General features: G+C 70.6%; 20 protein-coding genes. 9 read left to right on the top strand and 11 right to left on the bottom strand.

The annotated features are described in order from the left end of the window. Positions 1-12: 12 nt before the first annotated feature. Positions 13-468 (bottom strand): MerR family transcriptional regulator, encoded by a 456-nt coding sequence (locus tag AB0A90_RS17810; protein ID WP_357248523.1) that lies wholly within the window; start codon positions 466-468, stop codon positions 13-15. A gap of 242 nt (positions 469-710) precedes the next feature. On the opposite strand from AB0A90_RS17810, the gene AB0A90_RS17805 reads away from it, so the two are divergent. Continuing rightward, the gene (locus AB0A90_RS17805) at positions 711-2,783 is read left to right on the top strand and encodes an IPT/TIG domain-containing protein (protein WP_357248520.1); all 2,073 of its coding nucleotides are present in this window, start codon (positions 711-713) and stop codon (positions 2,781-2,783) included. Positions 2,784-2,875: 92 nt separating this feature from the next. Here AB0A90_RS17805 and AB0A90_RS17800 read toward each other — a convergent pair whose 3' ends face one another. Continuing rightward, the gene (locus tag AB0A90_RS17800; RefSeq protein WP_357248517.1) at positions 2,876-3,532 is read right to left on the bottom strand and encodes an HAD family hydrolase; all 657 of its coding nucleotides are present in this window, start codon (positions 3,530-3,532) and stop codon (positions 2,876-2,878) included. An 86-nt stretch (positions 3,533-3,618) separates the two neighbouring features. Between AB0A90_RS17800 and AB0A90_RS17795 the strand changes: the two genes are divergently transcribed. Together AB0A90_RS17795 and AB0A90_RS17790 are read left to right on the top strand one after the other, a co-directional pair. Next, positions 3,619-4,422, top strand: coding sequence for a hypothetical protein (locus tag AB0A90_RS17795; RefSeq protein WP_357248514.1), 804 nt, complete (start codon positions 3,619-3,621; stop codon positions 4,420-4,422). Positions 4,423-4,505: 83 nt separating this feature from the next. Continuing rightward, positions 4,506-4,952, top strand: coding sequence for a hypothetical protein (locus AB0A90_RS17790; RefSeq protein WP_357248513.1), 447 nt, complete (start codon positions 4,506-4,508; stop codon positions 4,950-4,952). A gap of 181 nt (positions 4,953-5,133) precedes the next feature. Here AB0A90_RS17790 and AB0A90_RS17785 read toward each other — a convergent pair whose 3' ends face one another. Further along, positions 5,134-6,336, bottom strand: a complete 1,203-nt coding sequence (locus tag AB0A90_RS17785) for a low temperature requirement protein A (protein WP_357248510.1) — start codon at positions 6,334-6,336, stop codon at positions 5,134-5,136. Positions 6,337-6,477: 141 nt separating this feature from the next. Here AB0A90_RS17785 and AB0A90_RS17780 point away from each other — a divergent pair, with 141 nt between their 5' ends. Beyond that, on the top strand, positions 6,478-7,095 hold the full coding sequence (locus AB0A90_RS17780) for a WHG domain-containing protein (RefSeq protein ID WP_357248507.1): 618 nt from the start codon (positions 6,478-6,480) through the stop codon (positions 7,093-7,095). Between the two features lie 68 nt (positions 7,096-7,163). Then, positions 7,164-7,742, top strand: a complete 579-nt coding sequence (locus tag AB0A90_RS17775; RefSeq protein WP_357248504.1) for a TetR/AcrR family transcriptional regulator — start codon at positions 7,164-7,166, stop codon at positions 7,740-7,742. Positions 7,743-7,754: 12 nt separating this feature from the next. Here AB0A90_RS17775 and AB0A90_RS17770 read toward each other — a convergent pair whose 3' ends face one another. Further along, entirely contained in the window at positions 7,755-8,381 is a 627-nt protein-coding gene (locus AB0A90_RS17770) for a hypothetical protein (protein ID WP_357248501.1), read from the bottom strand. A gap of 168 nt (positions 8,382-8,549) precedes the next feature. On the opposite strand from AB0A90_RS17770, the gene AB0A90_RS17765 reads away from it, so the two are divergent. Both AB0A90_RS17765 and AB0A90_RS17760 read left to right on the top strand, forming a co-directional pair. Continuing rightward, on the top strand, positions 8,550-9,260 hold the full coding sequence (locus tag AB0A90_RS17765) for an HAD family hydrolase (protein WP_357248498.1): 711 nt from the start codon (positions 8,550-8,552) through the stop codon (positions 9,258-9,260). Between the two features lie 349 nt (positions 9,261-9,609). Beyond that, positions 9,610-10,395 carry a L,D-transpeptidase family protein gene (locus tag AB0A90_RS17760; protein ID WP_357248497.1) on the top strand — a complete coding sequence of 262 codons (786 nt, stop codon included), beginning with the start codon at positions 9,610-9,612 and terminating at the stop codon, positions 10,393-10,395. 13 nt (positions 10,396-10,408) lie between these two features. Here the strand turns inward: AB0A90_RS17760 and AB0A90_RS17755 are convergent, their stop codons facing one another. The 5 genes from AB0A90_RS17755 to AB0A90_RS17735 form a co-directional block, all read right to left on the bottom strand. Further along, complete coding sequence (locus AB0A90_RS17755) at positions 10,409-10,684, bottom strand: hypothetical protein (RefSeq protein ID WP_357248494.1); 276 nt, start codon at positions 10,682-10,684, stop codon at positions 10,409-10,411. Between the two features lie 47 nt (positions 10,685-10,731). Further along, entirely contained in the window at positions 10,732-11,163 is a 432-nt protein-coding gene (locus tag AB0A90_RS17750; protein WP_357248491.1) for a hypothetical protein, read from the bottom strand. Between the two features lie 185 nt (positions 11,164-11,348). Beyond that, on the bottom strand, positions 11,349-12,053 hold the full coding sequence (locus AB0A90_RS17745; protein WP_357248488.1) for a VOC family protein: 705 nt from the start codon (positions 12,051-12,053) through the stop codon (positions 11,349-11,351). Between the two features lie 122 nt (positions 12,054-12,175). Beyond that, positions 12,176-12,358: a DUF397 domain-containing protein gene (locus AB0A90_RS17740; protein ID WP_357248788.1), complete on the bottom strand. Its 183-nt coding sequence runs from the start codon at positions 12,356-12,358 to the stop codon at positions 12,176-12,178. Continuing rightward, the gene (locus tag AB0A90_RS17735; RefSeq protein ID WP_357248485.1) at positions 12,352-13,152 is read right to left on the bottom strand and encodes a helix-turn-helix transcriptional regulator; all 801 of its coding nucleotides are present in this window, start codon (positions 13,150-13,152) and stop codon (positions 12,352-12,354) included. The genes AB0A90_RS17740 and AB0A90_RS17735 overlap by 7 nt, the downstream gene beginning before the upstream one ends. Before the next feature lie 277 nt (positions 13,153-13,429). On the opposite strand from AB0A90_RS17735, the gene AB0A90_RS17730 reads away from it, so the two are divergent. Continuing rightward, positions 13,430-13,684: a flavin reductase gene (locus AB0A90_RS17730; RefSeq protein ID WP_357248785.1), complete on the top strand. Its 255-nt coding sequence runs from the start codon at positions 13,430-13,432 to the stop codon at positions 13,682-13,684. Positions 13,685-13,748: 64 nt separating this feature from the next. Here AB0A90_RS17730 and AB0A90_RS17725 read toward each other — a convergent pair whose 3' ends face one another. Further along, entirely contained in the window at positions 13,749-14,444 is a 696-nt protein-coding gene (locus AB0A90_RS17725) for a hypothetical protein (protein WP_357248482.1), read from the bottom strand. A gap of 3 nt (positions 14,445-14,447) precedes the next feature. Next, positions 14,448-14,825, bottom strand: coding sequence for a PadR family transcriptional regulator (locus AB0A90_RS17720; protein ID WP_357248480.1), 378 nt, complete (start codon positions 14,823-14,825; stop codon positions 14,448-14,450). A 214-nt stretch (positions 14,826-15,039) separates the two neighbouring features. Between AB0A90_RS17720 and AB0A90_RS17715 the strand changes: the two genes are divergently transcribed. Further along, positions 15,040-16,326, top strand: coding sequence for an ABC transporter substrate-binding protein (locus AB0A90_RS17715; RefSeq protein WP_357248477.1), 1,287 nt, complete (start codon positions 15,040-15,042; stop codon positions 16,324-16,326). Positions 16,327-16,360: the final 34 nt, after the last annotated feature.

Below are 16,360 nucleotides of genomic sequence, written 5' to 3'. Positions count from 1 at the left end.
TCCCATCGTTGCTCAGAAATCCTGAAGAGCGCGCTCGACCTGCTCGACCGCGCGGGCCTCGGCAGCGGCGTCGCCTCGGTACCGGGCGGCCCACATGTCTGCCTTGCCGCACATGTACGCCTGGCGTACCCGTAGGCGCTCGATCTCCCCGGACAGCCGGTCGGCGTGCCGGGCGAAGAGGGCGTGCTGCTCGGCGGCGGCTGCCCGGTCGCCCTCGTCGAGCAGCGTCAGGTATCGGCGCATCTCCGCGACGCTCATCCCGGACGATCGCAGGCAGGCCAGGGCGTCGATCCGCTCGGCCAGCGCGGCGTCGTACCTGCGGTGGCCGCTGCTGTCGTCGCGCGCCACCACGCCGAGCAGGCCGACCTTCTCGTAGTACCGCAGCGTGGGCTCGCTGAAGCCCGACCGCTGGGCCATCTCCTGGATGGTCAGGGGCGCCTGTTCCTGACCCGGCTTCTTCGCTGCCATGACCGAAGCGTCCCCAACCTCAAGCGCTTCAAGTCAAGTGATGTGACGCGGGGGACGCCAAGCAGTGCGGGCGTGTCGTACCAAATGCGGCTAATGCCATAACTTGTCCCGTTTCTTGTCGTTCAGTCGTTGACGGGTGTCGACCGCCGAGCACGCCCGTCAGTCGAAGTGAACGGGGGAAATTGGTGAGCTCTGTCCTGCGAAGAATCACGACCGCATCCACGGCGATCCTTGTCGTCGGGGTGGCAACCCTGGGAGCGGGGACGCCGGCCTGGGCGGCGCCTGGTGACGCGAGTGCCCGAGGTGTGGTCGTCGACCTGTCCGCGGAGGTGCTCGGCACGCCCGTGATCAGCGCCGACGCGACAATCGGTACGGCCACCGCCCCGCCCGCCGGTGGCACCGACACCGACAACCAGGCCGTCTCGCTGCCCGGGTCGATCGGCATGACCGCCACCGGCACCGTCGAGGTGTCCGCCACCCGGGCGGTCGCCTCCTCGTCGGCGTCCGCCCGCGTCACCGACTTCAACCTGGGCGTGCTCAGCGTCGATGTGCTGGGTCTGACCGAGGCCACCGCCACCGCGACCTGCCCGCAGGTCGGTGCGACAAGCGCCGCCACCACACTTGTCGGGCTGGAGCTCTTCGGCTCGGCGGCGACGCCGGAGCCGAATGGCCCTCCGGTCGTGGCGAGCGTGCCAGTGGTGGTGCCGGGGCTGGTGGGCGCGAGCCTGAGCGCCTCGTTGACCCGGACCGAAACGACGACAGCCGACGGTGCCGCCGCGGTCGCCCTCCGGGCCGCCCTCACCCTGTCGGGCCTCCTCCTCGGCGAACAGACGACCATCCCGGTCGGGACCGTGATCGTGGCCGAGGCCACCTGCGCGCGTCCGCCGGCGGCACCCACCGCCGCGACGATCAGCCCGGACGAGGGCCCGCAGTCGGGCGGTCAGACCGTGACGATCACCGGTACGGGCTTCATCCAGGGTGGCACCACGGTCACCATCGACGGTGTGCCGGCGACCGGTGTCACGGTGGCGCCGAACGGCACGTCCCTCACGGCGGTCACCCCGGCCGGCGCGGTCGGCCCCGCATCGGTGGTGATCAGCACGGTGAACGGCACGGCGCCGCCGCTGGGCTACACGTACCTGGCCGGTGGAGGTGTGGTCACCGGTCTCTCGCCGACCTCCGGGCCGACCGTCGGTGGCACGACGGTGACGATCACCGGGACCGGCCTCACCGGCGCGACCGGCGTGACCTTCGGTGGCACACCGGGCACGAACCTCGTCGTCGACCCGAACGGCACGTCGCTGACCGTGGTCACACCGCCGGGGCCGGCCGGGCTGGTGGACGTCACCGTCCTCCTCCCGGGTGGGAACGTGGACGCGCCGGACGGCTTCACGTACGTGGCCGCCGCTCCGACCGCCGGGACGATCGCGCCGAACCAGGGGCCGCAGTCGGGCGGCCAGACCGTGACGATCACCGGTACGGGCTTCGTGCCGGGGAGCACGACTGTCACGTTCGACGGTGCTCCGGCCACCGATGTCACGGTCAACCCGCAGGGCACGTCGTTGACGGCGGTCACACCGCCCGGCGCCGTCGGCCCGGCGGCCGTGGTGGTGAGCACCGGCGGTGGTACGTCCGCGCCGCTGGACTACTCGTACCTGGCCGGCGGCGGTAACGCCACCGTGACCGGGCTGACCCCGACGACCGGGCCGACCTCGGGTGGCACCACGGTGACGATCACCGGGACCGGCCTCACCGGCGCGACCGGTGTGAGCTTCGACGGGGTGCCCGGCACCGGGTTCACCGTCAACCCGGCCGGCACCACGATCACCGTGGTCACCCCGCCCGGCCTGCCCGGCCCGGTGGACGTGACCGTGCAGGTGCCCGGTGACGACGTCGTCCGGCCGGACGGCTTCACGTACCGGCTCGCCCCACCGGTCATCGACGCGCTGACCCCGTCCGAGGGACCGGCCGCCGGCGGTAGCACCGTGACGGTCCGGGGCTCCGGCTTCGTTCCCGGTCGGACCGTGGTCACCATCTGCGGTCAGACCATCCCGGCGAGCGGGGTCACCGTGGCGTCGGGCGGGCGTTCGTTGACCTTCCGTACGCCCGCCTGCGCGGCCGGGAACACCACGGTCACCGTACGCACCGACGGCGGGGTGTCCGGTGGGACCGCCTTCCGCTACCTACCGCGGAGCCTGCCGGTGACCGGTGACGCCATCGACGTACCGCTGACTGTCGGCGCGGTGCTGGCTCTTGCCGGCCTGGTCCTCGTGCTGGTGGCCCGACGTAGGCAGCCCACGCAGGTGATCGACTGACCGGCGGTCCCGGTCAGGACCCGGTTCGGGTCCTGACCGGGACGCACGGCACCGAGAGGCCGACCAACAGGTGTGCCGGTGGCGCTCCGGGTCTAACCGCCTGCCGCGTTGTGGCCTGCGACCAGGCCCGGCAGTTCGTCGAGCGAGTCGATGCGGAACAGGCACTGCGCGGCCACGTCGGGCAGGTCGAGGATGTGACCCCACGGGCCGCGCCGGATCAGGCACGTCGGCATCCCGACCTCCTGGGCCGGGCGTACGTCGTTGTCGGGCCGGTCACCGACGTACAGGATCGACGACGCGTCGCCGCCACCCGCCTCGACGACCCGCTCGAAGAAGGCCGGTGACGGCTTCGCCACGCCCCACCCGTGCGAGGTCCCGATCACGTCCACGGGGAGGTCGAGGGCGTGCAGGGTCGCCTCGGCGTGCGCCGGCTGGTTGCCGGCCAGGCCCACGAGCAGGCCCTGTTCCTTCAGGGAGGTCAGGCAGGCCCGCGCGTCGGGGTAGAGATCCTCCTCGCCGAACGACTCCGCCCTGCCCGCGGCGGCCCGGCGCTTCAGTTCGGTGTCGAGGTCGAAGTCGGGCCGGAAGGCCCGGAACGTCTCCTGGTAGTCCAGGCCCCTGGCGATCACCGAACCCAGAACCGCCGAGAGCGTGTGCCGTGGCACGCCGAACCAGTCGGCCCAGGTCGCGAACTCACGGGACTCGTCGAGAATCGTCCCACCGACATCGAAGAAAACCGCGTTGATCACTGTGCCCCCCGGTCACGGTCGTGCTGTCGGTGGAGCATAGACGCGGGCGTCGCTTGTGGACACGGGCGACGGCGTACCGTGTGCGGGTGCATGTCCTTGACGATCCGACGGTGTCCGCCCGGGTGGCTCGTTTCCTTGGCACGCACGGGGAGCGCTGGCCGCGCACGTCGGCCGAGCGGATCCGGCGGTCGGCGAGTGCGGACGGACCCGACGGGCCGCTGGCCGTGGTGCCCGACGAGCTGGTCGCGGTCGCCGTCGCGTTCGAGGAGCGCTACGGCGGGCTCGCCTACCGGCTCAAGACAGACGGCAACCACATGGAGTACGGACTGGAGGGCCCGGCGTACTTTCGCTGGACCTCCGACCTCGGGTGGATGTTCCCGGCAGCCCTCGACGGGGCCTGGACGTGGGGCGTCGATGTCCTGCTCGACGGGCGCACCGCCATGGCCCCGGGCGACTGGCCGTACCGGCTGATCGACCGCACCGTCGAGCAGCGGCTCGAGAAACACGCGCTCCTGGCGGAGGTGCAGCGCTGGCCGCACGTCACGCTCACCTACGAGACCGCGACCCTGGTGTCGCCGACGGTCACCCTGAGCGGTGTCCCGGAGGTGCGCGAAGCCACCGGCCCGGCCGATCGTTGGTGGTACGACGGCGCGGTGGCGGCGTGCCTCTCGCTTCGTGGCTGGCCCGCCGGGAGGGACCGCTGGGTGTTGCGGTGCTTCTCCCGAACGAGACCCGGGTTGTCCGGCGTGCTCGACCAGCTCAGTGAGATCGGCGAGCGCGACGAATGGTGCGGGATCTGCGGCCGCGCCCTGGGGCCGTCGATGCCGTCCTACGTCCCGCAGGGCGGCGAACCGGGCCTCTGTCTACCCTCGCCCTCGAATCGCCGGTAGCCCACTGACGCGTGTGCTGCCCAGGCTCCCGGCGCTCCGTTGACGGCGGCTAACGTGTCGCTCCTTCACTATCCTGATCGTCCATGGGGGCGGATCCGGTGGGTGAGGTGCTCGTGCTCGGGCAGTCGCGGGTCTGGCCCGCCGTCGCGGTGCCGGTCGCGATCGTGGTCGGCCTGATCGTCACCGCGGTGCTGCTCGACTGGGTGAGCTGGTTCGGGTTGGTGCTCGGTGCCGCGTCGATAGTCCTCGCGTTCGTCCGCTGGCGGAACGCGGTGTTGGCTGACGACACCGGGCTGCTGGTACGCGACCGTGGCGGCTTGCGGCGCTCGTACGCGTGGTCGGAGATCGAGCGGATGGGCTGGCAGGGGAATTCCCTGGTGGTCTATCCCCGCGGCGGCCCCTACGACGTACCAGGACCCAACGCGTCGGTCACCGTGGCACGCATCTCGCAACCGAGACGCGCGCACCTCGCCGACCCGATGCCGGCGCTGCTCCAGACACACGGCATCAAGGCGCTGAGCGAGCCCTGATCCGCTCAAGATCGTCGACCACGGTCAGTCGCAGCGTCCGAGCGGCGGTGGGTGCGAAGCCCACCGCCCGGTAGATGGACTCCCCGTCCTCGCTGGCCCTCAACTGCCGCCCGCTACCGCATCCACCCCCACGGAGGTGACCGACAGTCACCGCCGGCCGCCGACACCTCCGCGCCGCACGCTAGTAGGGCGGGGTGGGCTTTTCCGGCCCGCGCCGACGTGAGCGTCGGGAGTCCGCGACAGCCACCGCGAGCAGCACCACGGCGGCGGCGGCACCGGCGGTGAGCGGATCGAGGCGCATCGTCGCCGGCACCAGGAGGCCGAGGGCCAGTAGGCCCGCCAGCCGGGAGCGGGAGACCCGGGCGAAGACCTGGTATTCGAGGGCCGATCGTCCGGCGAGGAAGACGACGGGGCCGCCGAGGATGGCGATGAGCCACGCCGCTGGCAGGTGCCCGAGCGGTTCGGTGATGAGCAGTTCGAAACCGACGCCGGTGAGGACGATCCCGGCGATCATGACCAGGTGGGCGAACGCCATCTCGGTCGCGAGCCGATCGGCGTGGCGCGAGCGGCTGACGGCGGTGTCCAGCACCTTCCCCGCGAGGTGGAAGTAGATCCGCCAGAGCAGGACCGTGGTCGCCAGTGCCAGGACGAAGCCGGCCGTCTGGTCGGCCCGGAAGTCGCTGCCGCTGAACGCCAACCCGATGACGAAGATCGCCTCACCGATGGCGATGAGGAGGAACTGTTGGTACCGCTCGGCCAGGTGCCCGGCCGCGATTGCCCGGCCGCCGATGCGTTGCGCGCCGATGCGGGGGGTCGGCCACCCGAGGTAGAGCCCGGTGTAGTCGATCAGCACGGCGATGATCCAGAGTGGTCCTCTGATCGCGCCGTCGTCGGCCAGACCACCGATGACCCAGAGCGGTGCGCTCAGACCGAACCAGACCAGGACCCGGAGGGTTTGCCGGGGATCGGGCCGGCCGTGCCCCGCGACGTGGAAGTAGACCACCCGGCCGATCTGCAGGCTCACGTAGGTGATGGCGAACAGGGGTGCCCGCGCGCCGAATCCGTCGGGTACCGCGACCGCCATTGTCATCGCGCCGACCGCCGTCATCACGATGACGATCTGGACGATCGGTGCCTCCGGATCCAGCCAACTTGTCGACCAGACGGTCAACGACCAGACCGCCCAGAGCGCCAGGAACAGCAGGAGGGCCTGACCGAGGCCCGCGACCACGCCGCGGCCACCGTCGGTGAAGTCACTGATCACCCGTGCCGAGATCCGGGTGAGGGCGAAGACGAAGACCAGGTCGAGGAAGAGTTCCAGAAACGTGGCTCGTTGCCGACTGTCGGCGTCGCGCACCAGCCCTTCGTGCCGCTGCTCGCTCATCCGTCCGCCACGGGCCGGTGCCGTCGAACGACCACGTGCCCTCCCGTCGTGGTGATCCCTTCACCTAACGACGGACGGTCGGCGGTGGCACGCGGGGACGCAGGAACGGACTCGTTCGCCTTACGGCTGTAAGGTCATGAGGTGACCACACCGAGAGCGCGGGCTCGCAACAAGCGCGGCGAAGGTGCCCAGTTGCGCGAGGAGATCGTCAGTGCCGCCGGCACGCTGCTGGACGGTGGCGACCCGCAGAGCGTGACGCTGCGGGCGGTGGCGCGGGAGGCCGGCATCTCGGCACCGTCGATCTACGCGCACTTTCCGGACCTGGACTCGATTCTGCTGGTGGTCGCCCAGCGCGCGTTCGCCGCCCTGGAGCAGGAGTTGGCCGGGCCGGACGACCCGGATCCGGCCGAGCGGCTGCGGGCGATCAGTGCGGCCTACCTGACCTTCGCCGAGCGTCAGCCCCACCGGTACCGGTTGATGTTCGGGTCGGTCTGGGATGCCAGCCAGGCCCGCGATCGGACGCCGGCGCTGGCGGACGATCTCGCCGTGCTCGGCATGGGAGCCTTCGAGGTCATCCATCGCACCGTCGCCGAGTGTGCCGCGAAGGGCCTCTCGACCAGCGCGGATCCCTTCGCCGACGCGACGGCGCTCTGGGTCGGGCTACACGGGTTGGCCCAGCTCCGGGTGGCGACGCCACTCTTTCCCTGGCCACCCCACCTGCGGGAGGCCCTCATCGGCCGGCTGGCACTGCTGGTCTGACCGGCCCAGACAGTCGCCAATCCGTCACCGGACGACTGCGGTCGGTGTCCGCCCGTACGCTCAACGACGTGCCCGGACCTGCCGAGAAGGCCACCGAACAGGACCGGCGTGACCTCATCGTCACGGTCGCGCGCGAGCTGGCCGAGGCGGAGGGCTGGGCGGGGGTGAGCACCCGACGGCTCGCCGAGCGGACCGAGATCGACGTCGGTGACCTCTACCGGCATTTCGCGGATCTGGACGCACTCCTCGCCGCCGTGGCCGTCTGCGCCTTCGCCGACCTGGCCGCCGATCTGGCCGAGGCGCACGCGGAGGCGACCAGCAGCCCCGAGGGGGCCTGGCCGGCGGTCGCCAGCGCGTACCTCGACTTCGCGTACACGAATCCGGAGGTCTATGACGCGATGCTCGCGCTGACCCCCGACCTGGCCCTCGGCGTCGATGGCGTCCCGGACGCGCCGCGCGCGGTGTTCGCCGAACTGCGCGCGGCCCTGACCCCGTTGGCCGAGGGGCGCGACCCGGACACCCTCGCCGAGGTGGGGTGGAGCCTGCTGCACGGCGTGGTGATGCTCACCCGGGGCGGACGGCTCCGACCCGAGGGGCAGGAGGAACGCGAGGTGTTGATCGCCCAGCGGTTGCTCCGGTGGCCGTGACAGGCGGCGTGGTCAGTTGAGGGGCTCGCGGTCGAACGGCCCCTTGTCGACGAACCGGAACGTGCTGTCCAGCGGCGCGTCGCTCAACTCCTTGAGGATCAGGCCGTTGCCGACGGCGTGCAGAAGGAACCGGGTCTCACTGCCGATCGCGTACGTGTCGGGGCCCATGGCGGTGATGCTGAACCGCTGGATCGGGTTGTCCACGTCGCAGACGGCGGCCTCGACGGTCAGCTCGGGCTCGATGTCCAGACCGTTCACCTGCCAGCAGGACGGATCGTCGTTGGCGGGGTGATCGTCCTTCGTGCCGAAAGCCTTGATCACGTACTGGTCGCCGCCGATCGGCGTCGGAACGAACAGGACGCGTCCGCCGGTGTCGCCGCCCTCCTCGAGACGACCGCTGAGTTCCAGTGCGTTCCCTGGTCCCTGCACCCGCGCAATCGTGACCTCGCGCTTGCCGGACAGCAGGGGGTCGGCCGCGAGTCCCGGTGACGGCGTTCCCGCCGGGGCCGCCACTTCGCCCGACGGCGTCGGCGTGCCCGCCTTGGGCGTCGGCGCCTTGTCGGCGTCGCTCCCGCACGCCACAAGCGCGCCGGTGCACGCCAGCAGTGCCGCGCCGGCAACCCACTTCATCGTGATCACGTCGTACTCCTCATGAGCTGTCCCGACCTCTCGGCCGCCGGGAATTCTCCCACCCCCCAGACGAACGCCAGGCCGAGACGGTTCACGGAAAAGTCCGAAAATCAGAGCGGATCTCCCGCCTATCCTGTCCCTTCGACGGGGGCGGCGAAGACATGGGGAGGGGACGGGATGACGGACGGGGCGGCGGCACGGCGGCAGGCGCAGGTGCTGATCTTCGATGCGGACGACACGTTGTGGGAGAACAACGTCGTCTTCGAGCAGGTGATCGACGACTTTCTCGAGTGGCTCGACCATCCCACGATGGACCGCACCGAGATCCGAACGATCCTCGACGACATCGAGCGGGCCAACACGGTGGCGCACGGGTACGGCAGCAAGGTCTTCCTGCGCAGCCTGGCGGAGTGCCTGGAGCGGCTGCGCGAACGGCCGGCCACCGACTCCGAGCGCCAGGAGATCGAGCGCCTGGCGGTCGCCCTCGTCGAGCACCAGGTGGAGCTGATGCCCGGGGTGGCCGACGCGCTCGACGAGCTGGCCGGCCGACACGAGCTGCTGTTGCTCACCAAGGGCGACCAGGCGGATCAGCAGCGCAAGCTGGACGCGTGCGGGCTGCTGCACCACTTCCGGGCCGCGCACATCGTGGCCGAGAAGGACGTCGAGACGTACCGGTGGTTGGTCCGGGAACACCGCTTCGACCCGGCCCGCGCCTGGATGATCGGCAACTCCCCGAAGTCGGACATCCTGCCGGCCCGCGCGGCCGGACTGAACGCGGTCTTCATCCCGAACGAGAACACGTGGGTGCTGGAGCACGACGAACTGGACCCCACCGACTCCGGGGTGCTGCGGCTCGCCGCGTTCCCCGATCTGCTGCGGCACTTCTGAGCGCGTCGAAAGCGAACAGCGTCAGCGATCATGGTCGCGTTACGCCGCATTGTCTGATTTTCACCCTGAGATCAGTCACGCCGTCGGTCGCCCGACGCGGCTTGTCCGCCCCGTCCGGGCCGGCCTAGCCTGGCCCGGCGCTCACGGCCTTCGGGGTGTCGGCCGGGAGCGCGTCGGCGTTCGGCGGCTGGCACCGTGGAGCTGAGTGCCGGAGCTGTCCGCTCCCATCCGGACGGCCGAGCGTCAGGGCCGGGTAGTTGCGGACCCGGCCCTGACCCGGCCACGGATCGATCGATCGCACCGGCGAACGGGGCAGACCGCACGCCGGTTGGACTGTCAGGATGACGGGATGAACCGCAGAGCCCTTCTGTTCGGCGCTGCCGCGGGTCTGGCGGCACCGGCCCTGCTCGCCCCGACAGCGCCCGCGCTCGGCGCGCCCCGCCCGACGCCGCCGTGGGGCACCACACCGCGGCCCCGCCGCCCCGGATCGAGCACCCCGCGCCGCAACCTGGCCGCCCGCCTGACCACCCTGCCGACGGAGACTCGGCAGGTGATCGTCGTCGGCGCCGCCAGCTACACGACCACCTACGCCACGCTTGAGGCGTACGTGCGGATCAGGGGCCGCTGGAGGCCGGCCTCGTCGGCGTTGCCCGCCCGACTCGGCTCCAAGGGATTCAGCGACAACCACGTGGAGGGCGTGCCGACCACACCCACCGGTGTCTACTCCATCGGCCCCACCATGTACGGCATCGCCGCCAACCCGGGAGTGCGATACCCCTACCACCGGTTGGTCAGCGGCGACTGGTGGAACGAGAATCCGTCGTCTTCGCGCTACAACACCTTCCAGCAGAGCGCGACCAACCCGGGTGGGGCCAGCGAGGCGTTGTGGCAGGAGACCCCCTCGTACACGCACTTCGCGGTGATCACCTACAACATGCCACCGAACGTGGCGACCCCGATCCCCAACGCGGGCAGCGGCATCTTCCTGCACCAGTTCCGGGTCAGCGGCGGCAACGCCACGGCCGGCTGTGTCTCGCTCGCCCACGACCACCTGGTCCGCGTACTCAACTGGCTGGACCCGGCGCTCTCACCGCGCATCGTGCTCAGCCCGTACGCCCAGCTCGACAGGTACTGAGAAAGACTGCCGCTCAGGAGGCCCCGCCCCGGACGATCGACACCGCCACCCGGCAGAACTCGTCCATGTCCGGGTTGAACCCGGCCGCGATGTCGGGATGCAACCCGGAGCGGGTCTCCTCCAACAGTCGCTGGCAGACCTGCTCGACCGGCTCGCCACCGTAGTGGGAGCGGACCCGGTCGGTGGCAGCCTGAAGCGCCGAGGTCAGTTGCTCCTCCAGCGGGCCGCGCAGCTTCTGCTGCACAGGGTCGAGCCCGCGTGGGTCGAGCGTGACATGTGGCTCCGACATCGGTGCTCCCTTCGTCGGCGTCCGCGATACCCCACCGCGGTCGTCCGTCAAACCCCGTCCGGCACGGCGGCGACCCGCACCTCGTACGAGAATTCCTCGGCCGGCTTCTCCTGGTACGACAATCGGCGAATCTGTCGGTCGTCGTGGTAGAGCGCGACGTCCACAAGCACACCGAGGTGGGTGAGGCCGATGGATGACACCCGCTTCTTGTCCTGCAACACGGCGCAGACGCCGCCGAGCAGGGTGCTGGCGTCGCCCGTGCGGTGCCCGGGCGGACACCGCAGGACCAGCTCCACCTCGATGGGTCCGGCCAACGGCGTCCAGCCGGTGCGCTGAGCCGCCGCGAGGGCGGCCTGGAGCAGGGTGCGGACCCTCGTCGCCTGCCGGTGCCCGGCCGCGAAGATGGACAACGCTTCGGTCTTGACCGGTGGCAGGCCGCTCACCTCGAACGTCAGGGCGAGAGCGCGGGTGTCCTGCACGACGGCACCTCCTCGTTGGGACGATCCTGCCGAACCGGGGGAGCGGCGGTGGGACGTTCCCGCGATTACCAACCGATCGGGCAGGCAGGGGGCGGCCGGAGGCGTGTCGACGGCGGCGGCGAACGCGCCGGCGGCGGCGCTAGGAAAACGCTAGCCGACGTCGCCCGCCCCCGGTAGTCGGCCAGTCACCCGATGGGGCGCGGCGGAAAGGCGCAGAACTCGTTGCCCTCCGGGTCGGCCAGCACCCACCACCAGTGCGCCGCGTCGAGCGGCTCCCGCACAAGCGTCGCGCCGGCCGCGATCAGCGCCATCGGCTCCGGGTCGACCAGGTCGACGTCCCAGTGCAGCCGGTTCTTGACCGTCTTGGGCTCGGGCACCCCGGCGAAGACCCAGTGGTCCCAGGGGAACCCGGCCGCGCCGGCGATGCCCGCGTGGGTCGACTCGTCCTCGACGGTGCCGCCGACCACACCGGCCCACCAGGTCGCCTGCGCGAGTGGGTCGGTCGAGTCGACGACCAGCTCGAACGGTCCCGGCCGGGCGCCCTCGCGAGCCGGGAAGGCGCAGAACTCGTTGCCCTCCGGGTCGACGAGGACCCACCAGGTGGCCTCGCCGGCCGGCTCGCGGACCAGCCGTGCGCCGGCCGCGAGCAGCGCCGCCGGGTCGGCGTCGGCCAACCGCAGATCCAGGTGTACGCGGGTCTTGCCCACCCGCGGTTCGGGAACCTTGTTCACCCAGATCGACTCGGCGTTCGAGCGCGCGGAGCGGGGGTCCACTCGGGTGTCGTCGTCGCCGGCATCGGCCACGTCACCGTCGAGCATCCGTGCCCAGAAGGCACCGAGTGCGAGCGGGTCCGCAGCGTCGAGACAGAGATCCTTGAAGCGTGCGATCACGGTGCCAGCATGCCTGATTCCGGGCGGATGTGTCCGCCGCGTTGCCGCCGGCCCGGGTAGATCTTGGACAGTTTCCGTTCTGCGTGGGACGGTAACTGTCCAAGATCTCCAGGAGGTCTGGTTCAGTGTTGCTTGGCGTACGCGACGAAGGTCTTCCAGGCCGTGGGGTCGACGTGCAGGGTGCCGCCGTCGCGGTCCTTGGTGTCGCGCACCAGCACCACGCTCGGCAGGTTGTCGGCGACCTCCACGCAGGCTCCGCCGTTGCCGCCGGACCTGGTCGACTTGCGCCACTGTGGGGTCAGCATGTCCATGACTTCGCCACTTCCTTGATCAGCTCGGTTGACTGCCGGCGGGGGAGCGCCTCGTTTCGCACGATCTCCCACGTCTTCGCCAGCTTAGCGACGTCGGTCGGCGCATCGACGATCTGCGCCGTGAGTTGGTTGTCCGCATAGGTCACCCGCTCGCCGTCGGGCATCTCGGCGATGATGAACTGCCCGCCCATCCCCAGATACATCCCCGCGTCCACCGGCACGACGTGCACCTGGATGTGCTCCGCCGTCGCCAACTGCGCCAGGTGCTCGCACTGCTCGACCATGAGCCCCGGCTGGTCGAGCACCGGCCGGCGCAGCACCGCCTCGTCCAGGACGGCGATGAGCTGCGGCGGGCGCGGGCGTTGCAGGATCGCCTGCCGCTCCAGTCGGGAGGCGACGATCCGGTCCACGTCCTCGGCGTCGAACCGACCACCGGCCAGTGTGGCCCGCGCGTACCGCTCGGTCTGGAGCAGACCCGGCACGTACGCCAACTCGAACCAGCGCAGCGTGGTCGCCTCCCGCTCGAACTCGATCCACTCGCGCAGCCAGGCCGGCTCGGCGTCGAGCCGGGCCAGCCTCTCCAACATCCGCTGGAAGCGTCCAGCGGTCGGGTGATGGGTGTCGATGGCCCGCATGTACTCCTTGGTGGGCGCCCGTCCGCCGGTCTCCACCGAGCTGACGTGTGAGCCCGAATAGCCGATGCCCCGGCCGAAGTCGTCCTGACTGAGCCCGAGCCCCGTACGGAACAGGCGCAGCTCCTCCAACACGTAGTCGGTGACGTTGCCCATCGAATCCCCAATCCCTGCCCAACCTGCACCGGCGTGTCCTTCGCAGCTGCTCGACCAGGCCGCTGAGCTGCACGGATGGCGCGAGCACGTATCGACCGTAGTCGGGTCCTCGCAAACTGTCACCAGTGGCGGGCTCGCTGGTGGCCGGAATGGCGGCGGCGGGCCCTGCCCCGGGGTCGCTCCCGCCTCCCCCTTGCGGGAGCGGCCCCCTTCCCCGCCCCGAGGAGGTCACTGTGCTGAGCCCGACAGAGCACCACGACGAAACGCGGTGGCGGTGATGGTGGTCCGGCCGCCCGTCCCGCACGTCGCCATGCGTCCCCTGTGGCGGTGCCGCAACTGTGGCCGGAACTGGCCCTGCCAGCCGGCCAAGCTCGCCCTGCTGTCGGAGTACCGGACCAACAGGGTCGCGCTGCTCATCTACCTCGGCACCCTCATGAACGAGGCGACGGGCCAGCTCACCCAACTCCACCCGGACCACCCGCCGGCTCGGATGACCGAGCGCTTCCTCTCTTGGGCGAGAGCCCGGAGCTGACCGCTCAATACCGCGAGGCGGCCTCCCCGAGTGGGCGAGTGTTTGGGCGGGTGTGCTCGTACCGTCAGGCGGGTTTGACCGTGGTGGCGTCCGGGCGCGAGGTGTCGGAGGCGGGCCGGCGCCCGCGTAGCGACAGGCGACGGGCCACCATCGTGGCGCCCGCGAGCGCGGCCAGGACCATGGCGATCTCCATGATCACCACTGTCGGTGCGGTGCTGTAGTCGGTGGCCCAGGCGAAGCCGACGGTGATCGGCGTGACGACGATGCCGGCCGCCGGCAGGAGGACACTCATCAGCCGAGCCGTCCGCCGGATCTCGGGGAGGTGGCGGAGCCGGATCCGCACCGCGATGACCGCTCCCGCGGCGACCACCGCGGCCGGTACGCCGTAGGCGACGGCCACGGCGAGCTGGATCGGTACGTCGATCGAGCGGCGGATGTCGAGCAGGTGGACGAACATCGGATAGACAGCCATCAGGATGGCGTAGCCGACCACGGCACCGAGCACCGCGCCGACCAGTGCGGTGTTGACCACCCGGCCGTAGTCTTCGCGCACCCGTCGGACGCCGGCCTCGTCGGCGAGCCGCCGTGCGAAGCCGGCCACGTCTCCGCCGAGCAACTGCGCGGGGTCGCCCCCGTCGGAGGCCGCGGCCCGCAGGTCGAGGCGCAGGTCAGCGGCGAGTGTCGCCCGATCGGCGGTGCCGACCCCGTACCCGCGCCACGCCTGGTCGGCTTCGCCCAGAAGGCGGTCGATGGTGTCCATGGGTCAACTCCTCGTGGGGTGCTGGTCGAGCGGGCTGAGAACGGCGTCGACGGTGTCGGTGAAGCGGTCCCACTGTTTCTGCCAGGCGTCCAGGTGGGTCCGACCGGACCCGGTCAGCGCGTAGACCTTTCGGGGCGGGCCGCTTGGGCTGAACTGCTGCTCGTCGGCGACGAGGCCGAGTCGGCGCATCCGCGTCAGCAGCGGATAGATGGTGCCGTAGCTGATGGCACCGAAGCCGGCCGTCTCCATCCGCCGCACCAGCTCGTAGCCGTGCGCCGGCTCGCGTGCCAGCAGCGCCAGCAGGCACATGTCCAGCGCGCCTCGCAGGAGTTGGGTCTGCCGGTCGTTGTCGTCAGCGGACTGGCTCTCCGGCGCTACCATGCGACACATACTACCTTGCTAGTTGGTCTCGCGATATACCGAAACGAACTTCCGCTGTGACGGCCAGGTTTCACGACTTCGCGGGTGGGGCAGAGTAGCCGCACAGAGCATCCGGGCCGGGCGTTTTCGCAGCTCGTCAGACCTGGACACGACTCGCCGTGCGCCGGGGCACGGATGCCCTCCCCGGTCTTTCGCCGAGGAGAGGGGGAGGGCGATGACGGACCCCGAAACGGCTCGACACCGACGCCGGCCGATTGTGCGGCTGGGCGCGGCGGCGGCCGCGTTGGCGCTTGTCGCACCGCTCGCCGCGTGCGGCGCGGACGACGATGGCGGCCCACCGACGCTCAACCTGTACTACCCGCCCGAGCAGAACCTGCAAAAGGTCGTCGACGACTGCAACGTGCAGGCGCAGGGACGGTACGAGATCGCCTACCAGGTGCTGCCCCGGCAGGCCGACGACCAGCGGGTGCAGATGGTGCGCCGGCTGGCCGCCCAGGACAGCGGAATGGACCTGCTCGGGCTGGACGTGACCTGGACCCAGGAATTCGCCAGCGCCGACTGGATCCGCGAGTGGACCGGCCAGGACAAGGCCGAGGTCGAGCAGGGCACCCTCGCCGGGCCGCTGTCCACCGCCCGCTACGAGGACAAGCTGTACGCGGCGCCGAAGAACACGAACGTCCAGTTGCTCTGGTACCGCAAGGACCTGGTGCCGCAGCCGCCGACCACCTGGGACCAGATGATCAGCGCGGCCCAGCAGCTCAAGGACCAGGGAAAGCCGTACCAGGTGCTCACCATGGGCGCCCAGTACGAGGGCCTGGTCGTCCTCTACAACACCCTGGCCGAGAGCGCCGGAGGAAAGATCCTCAACGACGACGGCACCCAGGCCGTGATGGACGACGGCACGGTCCGGGCGCTGGAGCAGCTCAAGAAGTTCGCCACGTCGGGCGTGACCTCGCCGTCGTTCAGCAACGCCACCGAGGACCCGGTCCGGCTGGAGTTCCAGTCCGGCTCGGGCGCGTTCCAGGTGAACTGGCCGTTCGTCTACCCGGCCCTTCAGGAGGCCAACCCGGACCTGGCCAAGCAGGTCGGCTGGGCCCGGATCCCCGGCGTCGACGAGGGCACCCCCAGCAAGGTCACCATCGGCGGGGTCAACCTGGCCGTCAGCTCCTACTCCAAGCACCCGGAGCTGTCCTTCGAGGCGGCCCGGTGCATCCGCAGCGCCGAGCACCAGAAGTTCTCCGCCATCAACGACGGCGTGCCACCCACCATCGAGGCGGTCTTCGACGACCCGGAGATGACCGAGGCGTACCCGATGAAGGACACCATCCTGGAAGAGCTGAAGGAACCGGCGACCCGTCCCCTGACGCCGGCCTACCAGAGCATCTCCACCGTGATGTCGGCGATCCTGTCGCCGCCGTCGGCGATCCGTCCACAGCAGACCGCCGACGAGTTGCGCGGTGCCATCGCCGACGCCCTCCAATCCAAGGGGGTCCTGCCGTGAGCGCGAGGAGTGAGCCGTTCCTGCGAGCCCCGAA

This window comes from Micromonospora sp. NPDC049204, assembly GCF_040647935.1.
GTDB lineage: Bacteria > Actinomycetota > Actinomycetes > Mycobacteriales > Micromonosporaceae > Micromonospora.
The sequence above is the reverse complement of the archived record's forward strand: the minus strand, read 5'-3'. Positions and strand labels throughout refer to the sequence as shown.

What these genes read in the sequence shown, in the direction of transcription:
- AB0A90_RS17810 (WP_357248523.1), bottom strand. Translation starts at nt 468, where the DNA reads ATGGCAGCGAAGAAGCCGGGTCAGGAACAGGCGCCCCTGACCATCCAG.
- AB0A90_RS17790 (WP_357248513.1), top strand. Translation starts at nt 4,506, where the DNA reads ATGGGGGCGGATCCGGTGGGTGAGGTGCTCGTGCTCGGGCAGTCGCGG.
- AB0A90_RS17785 (WP_357248510.1), bottom strand. Translation starts at nt 6,336, where the DNA reads ATGAGCGAGCAGCGGCACGAAGGGCTGGTGCGCGACGCCGACAGTCGG.
- AB0A90_RS17765 (WP_357248498.1), top strand. Translation starts at nt 8,550, where the DNA reads ATGACGGACGGGGCGGCGGCACGGCGGCAGGCGCAGGTGCTGATCTTC.
- AB0A90_RS17760 (WP_357248497.1), top strand. Translation starts at nt 9,610, where the DNA reads ATGAACCGCAGAGCCCTTCTGTTCGGCGCTGCCGCGGGTCTGGCGGCA.
- AB0A90_RS17755 (WP_357248494.1), bottom strand. Translation starts at nt 10,684, where the DNA reads ATGTCGGAGCCACATGTCACGCTCGACCCACGCGGGCTCGACCCTGTG.
- AB0A90_RS17740 (WP_357248788.1), bottom strand. Translation starts at nt 12,358, where the DNA reads ATGCTGACCCCACAGTGGCGCAAGTCGACCAGGTCCGGCGGCAACGGC.
- AB0A90_RS17735 (WP_357248485.1), bottom strand. Translation starts at nt 13,152, where the DNA reads ATGGGCAACGTCACCGACTACGTGTTGGAGGAGCTGCGCCTGTTCCGT.
- AB0A90_RS17730 (WP_357248785.1), top strand. Translation starts at nt 13,430, where the DNA reads ATGGTGGTCCGGCCGCCCGTCCCGCACGTCGCCATGCGTCCCCTGTGG.
- AB0A90_RS17725 (WP_357248482.1), bottom strand. Translation starts at nt 14,444, where the DNA reads ATGGACACCATCGACCGCCTTCTGGGCGAAGCCGACCAGGCGTGGCGC.
- AB0A90_RS17720 (WP_357248480.1), bottom strand. Translation starts at nt 14,825, where the DNA reads ATGGTAGCGCCGGAGAGCCAGTCCGCTGACGACAACGACCGGCAGACC.
- AB0A90_RS17715 (WP_357248477.1), top strand. Translation starts at nt 15,040, where the DNA reads ATGACGGACCCCGAAACGGCTCGACACCGACGCCGGCCGATTGTGCGG.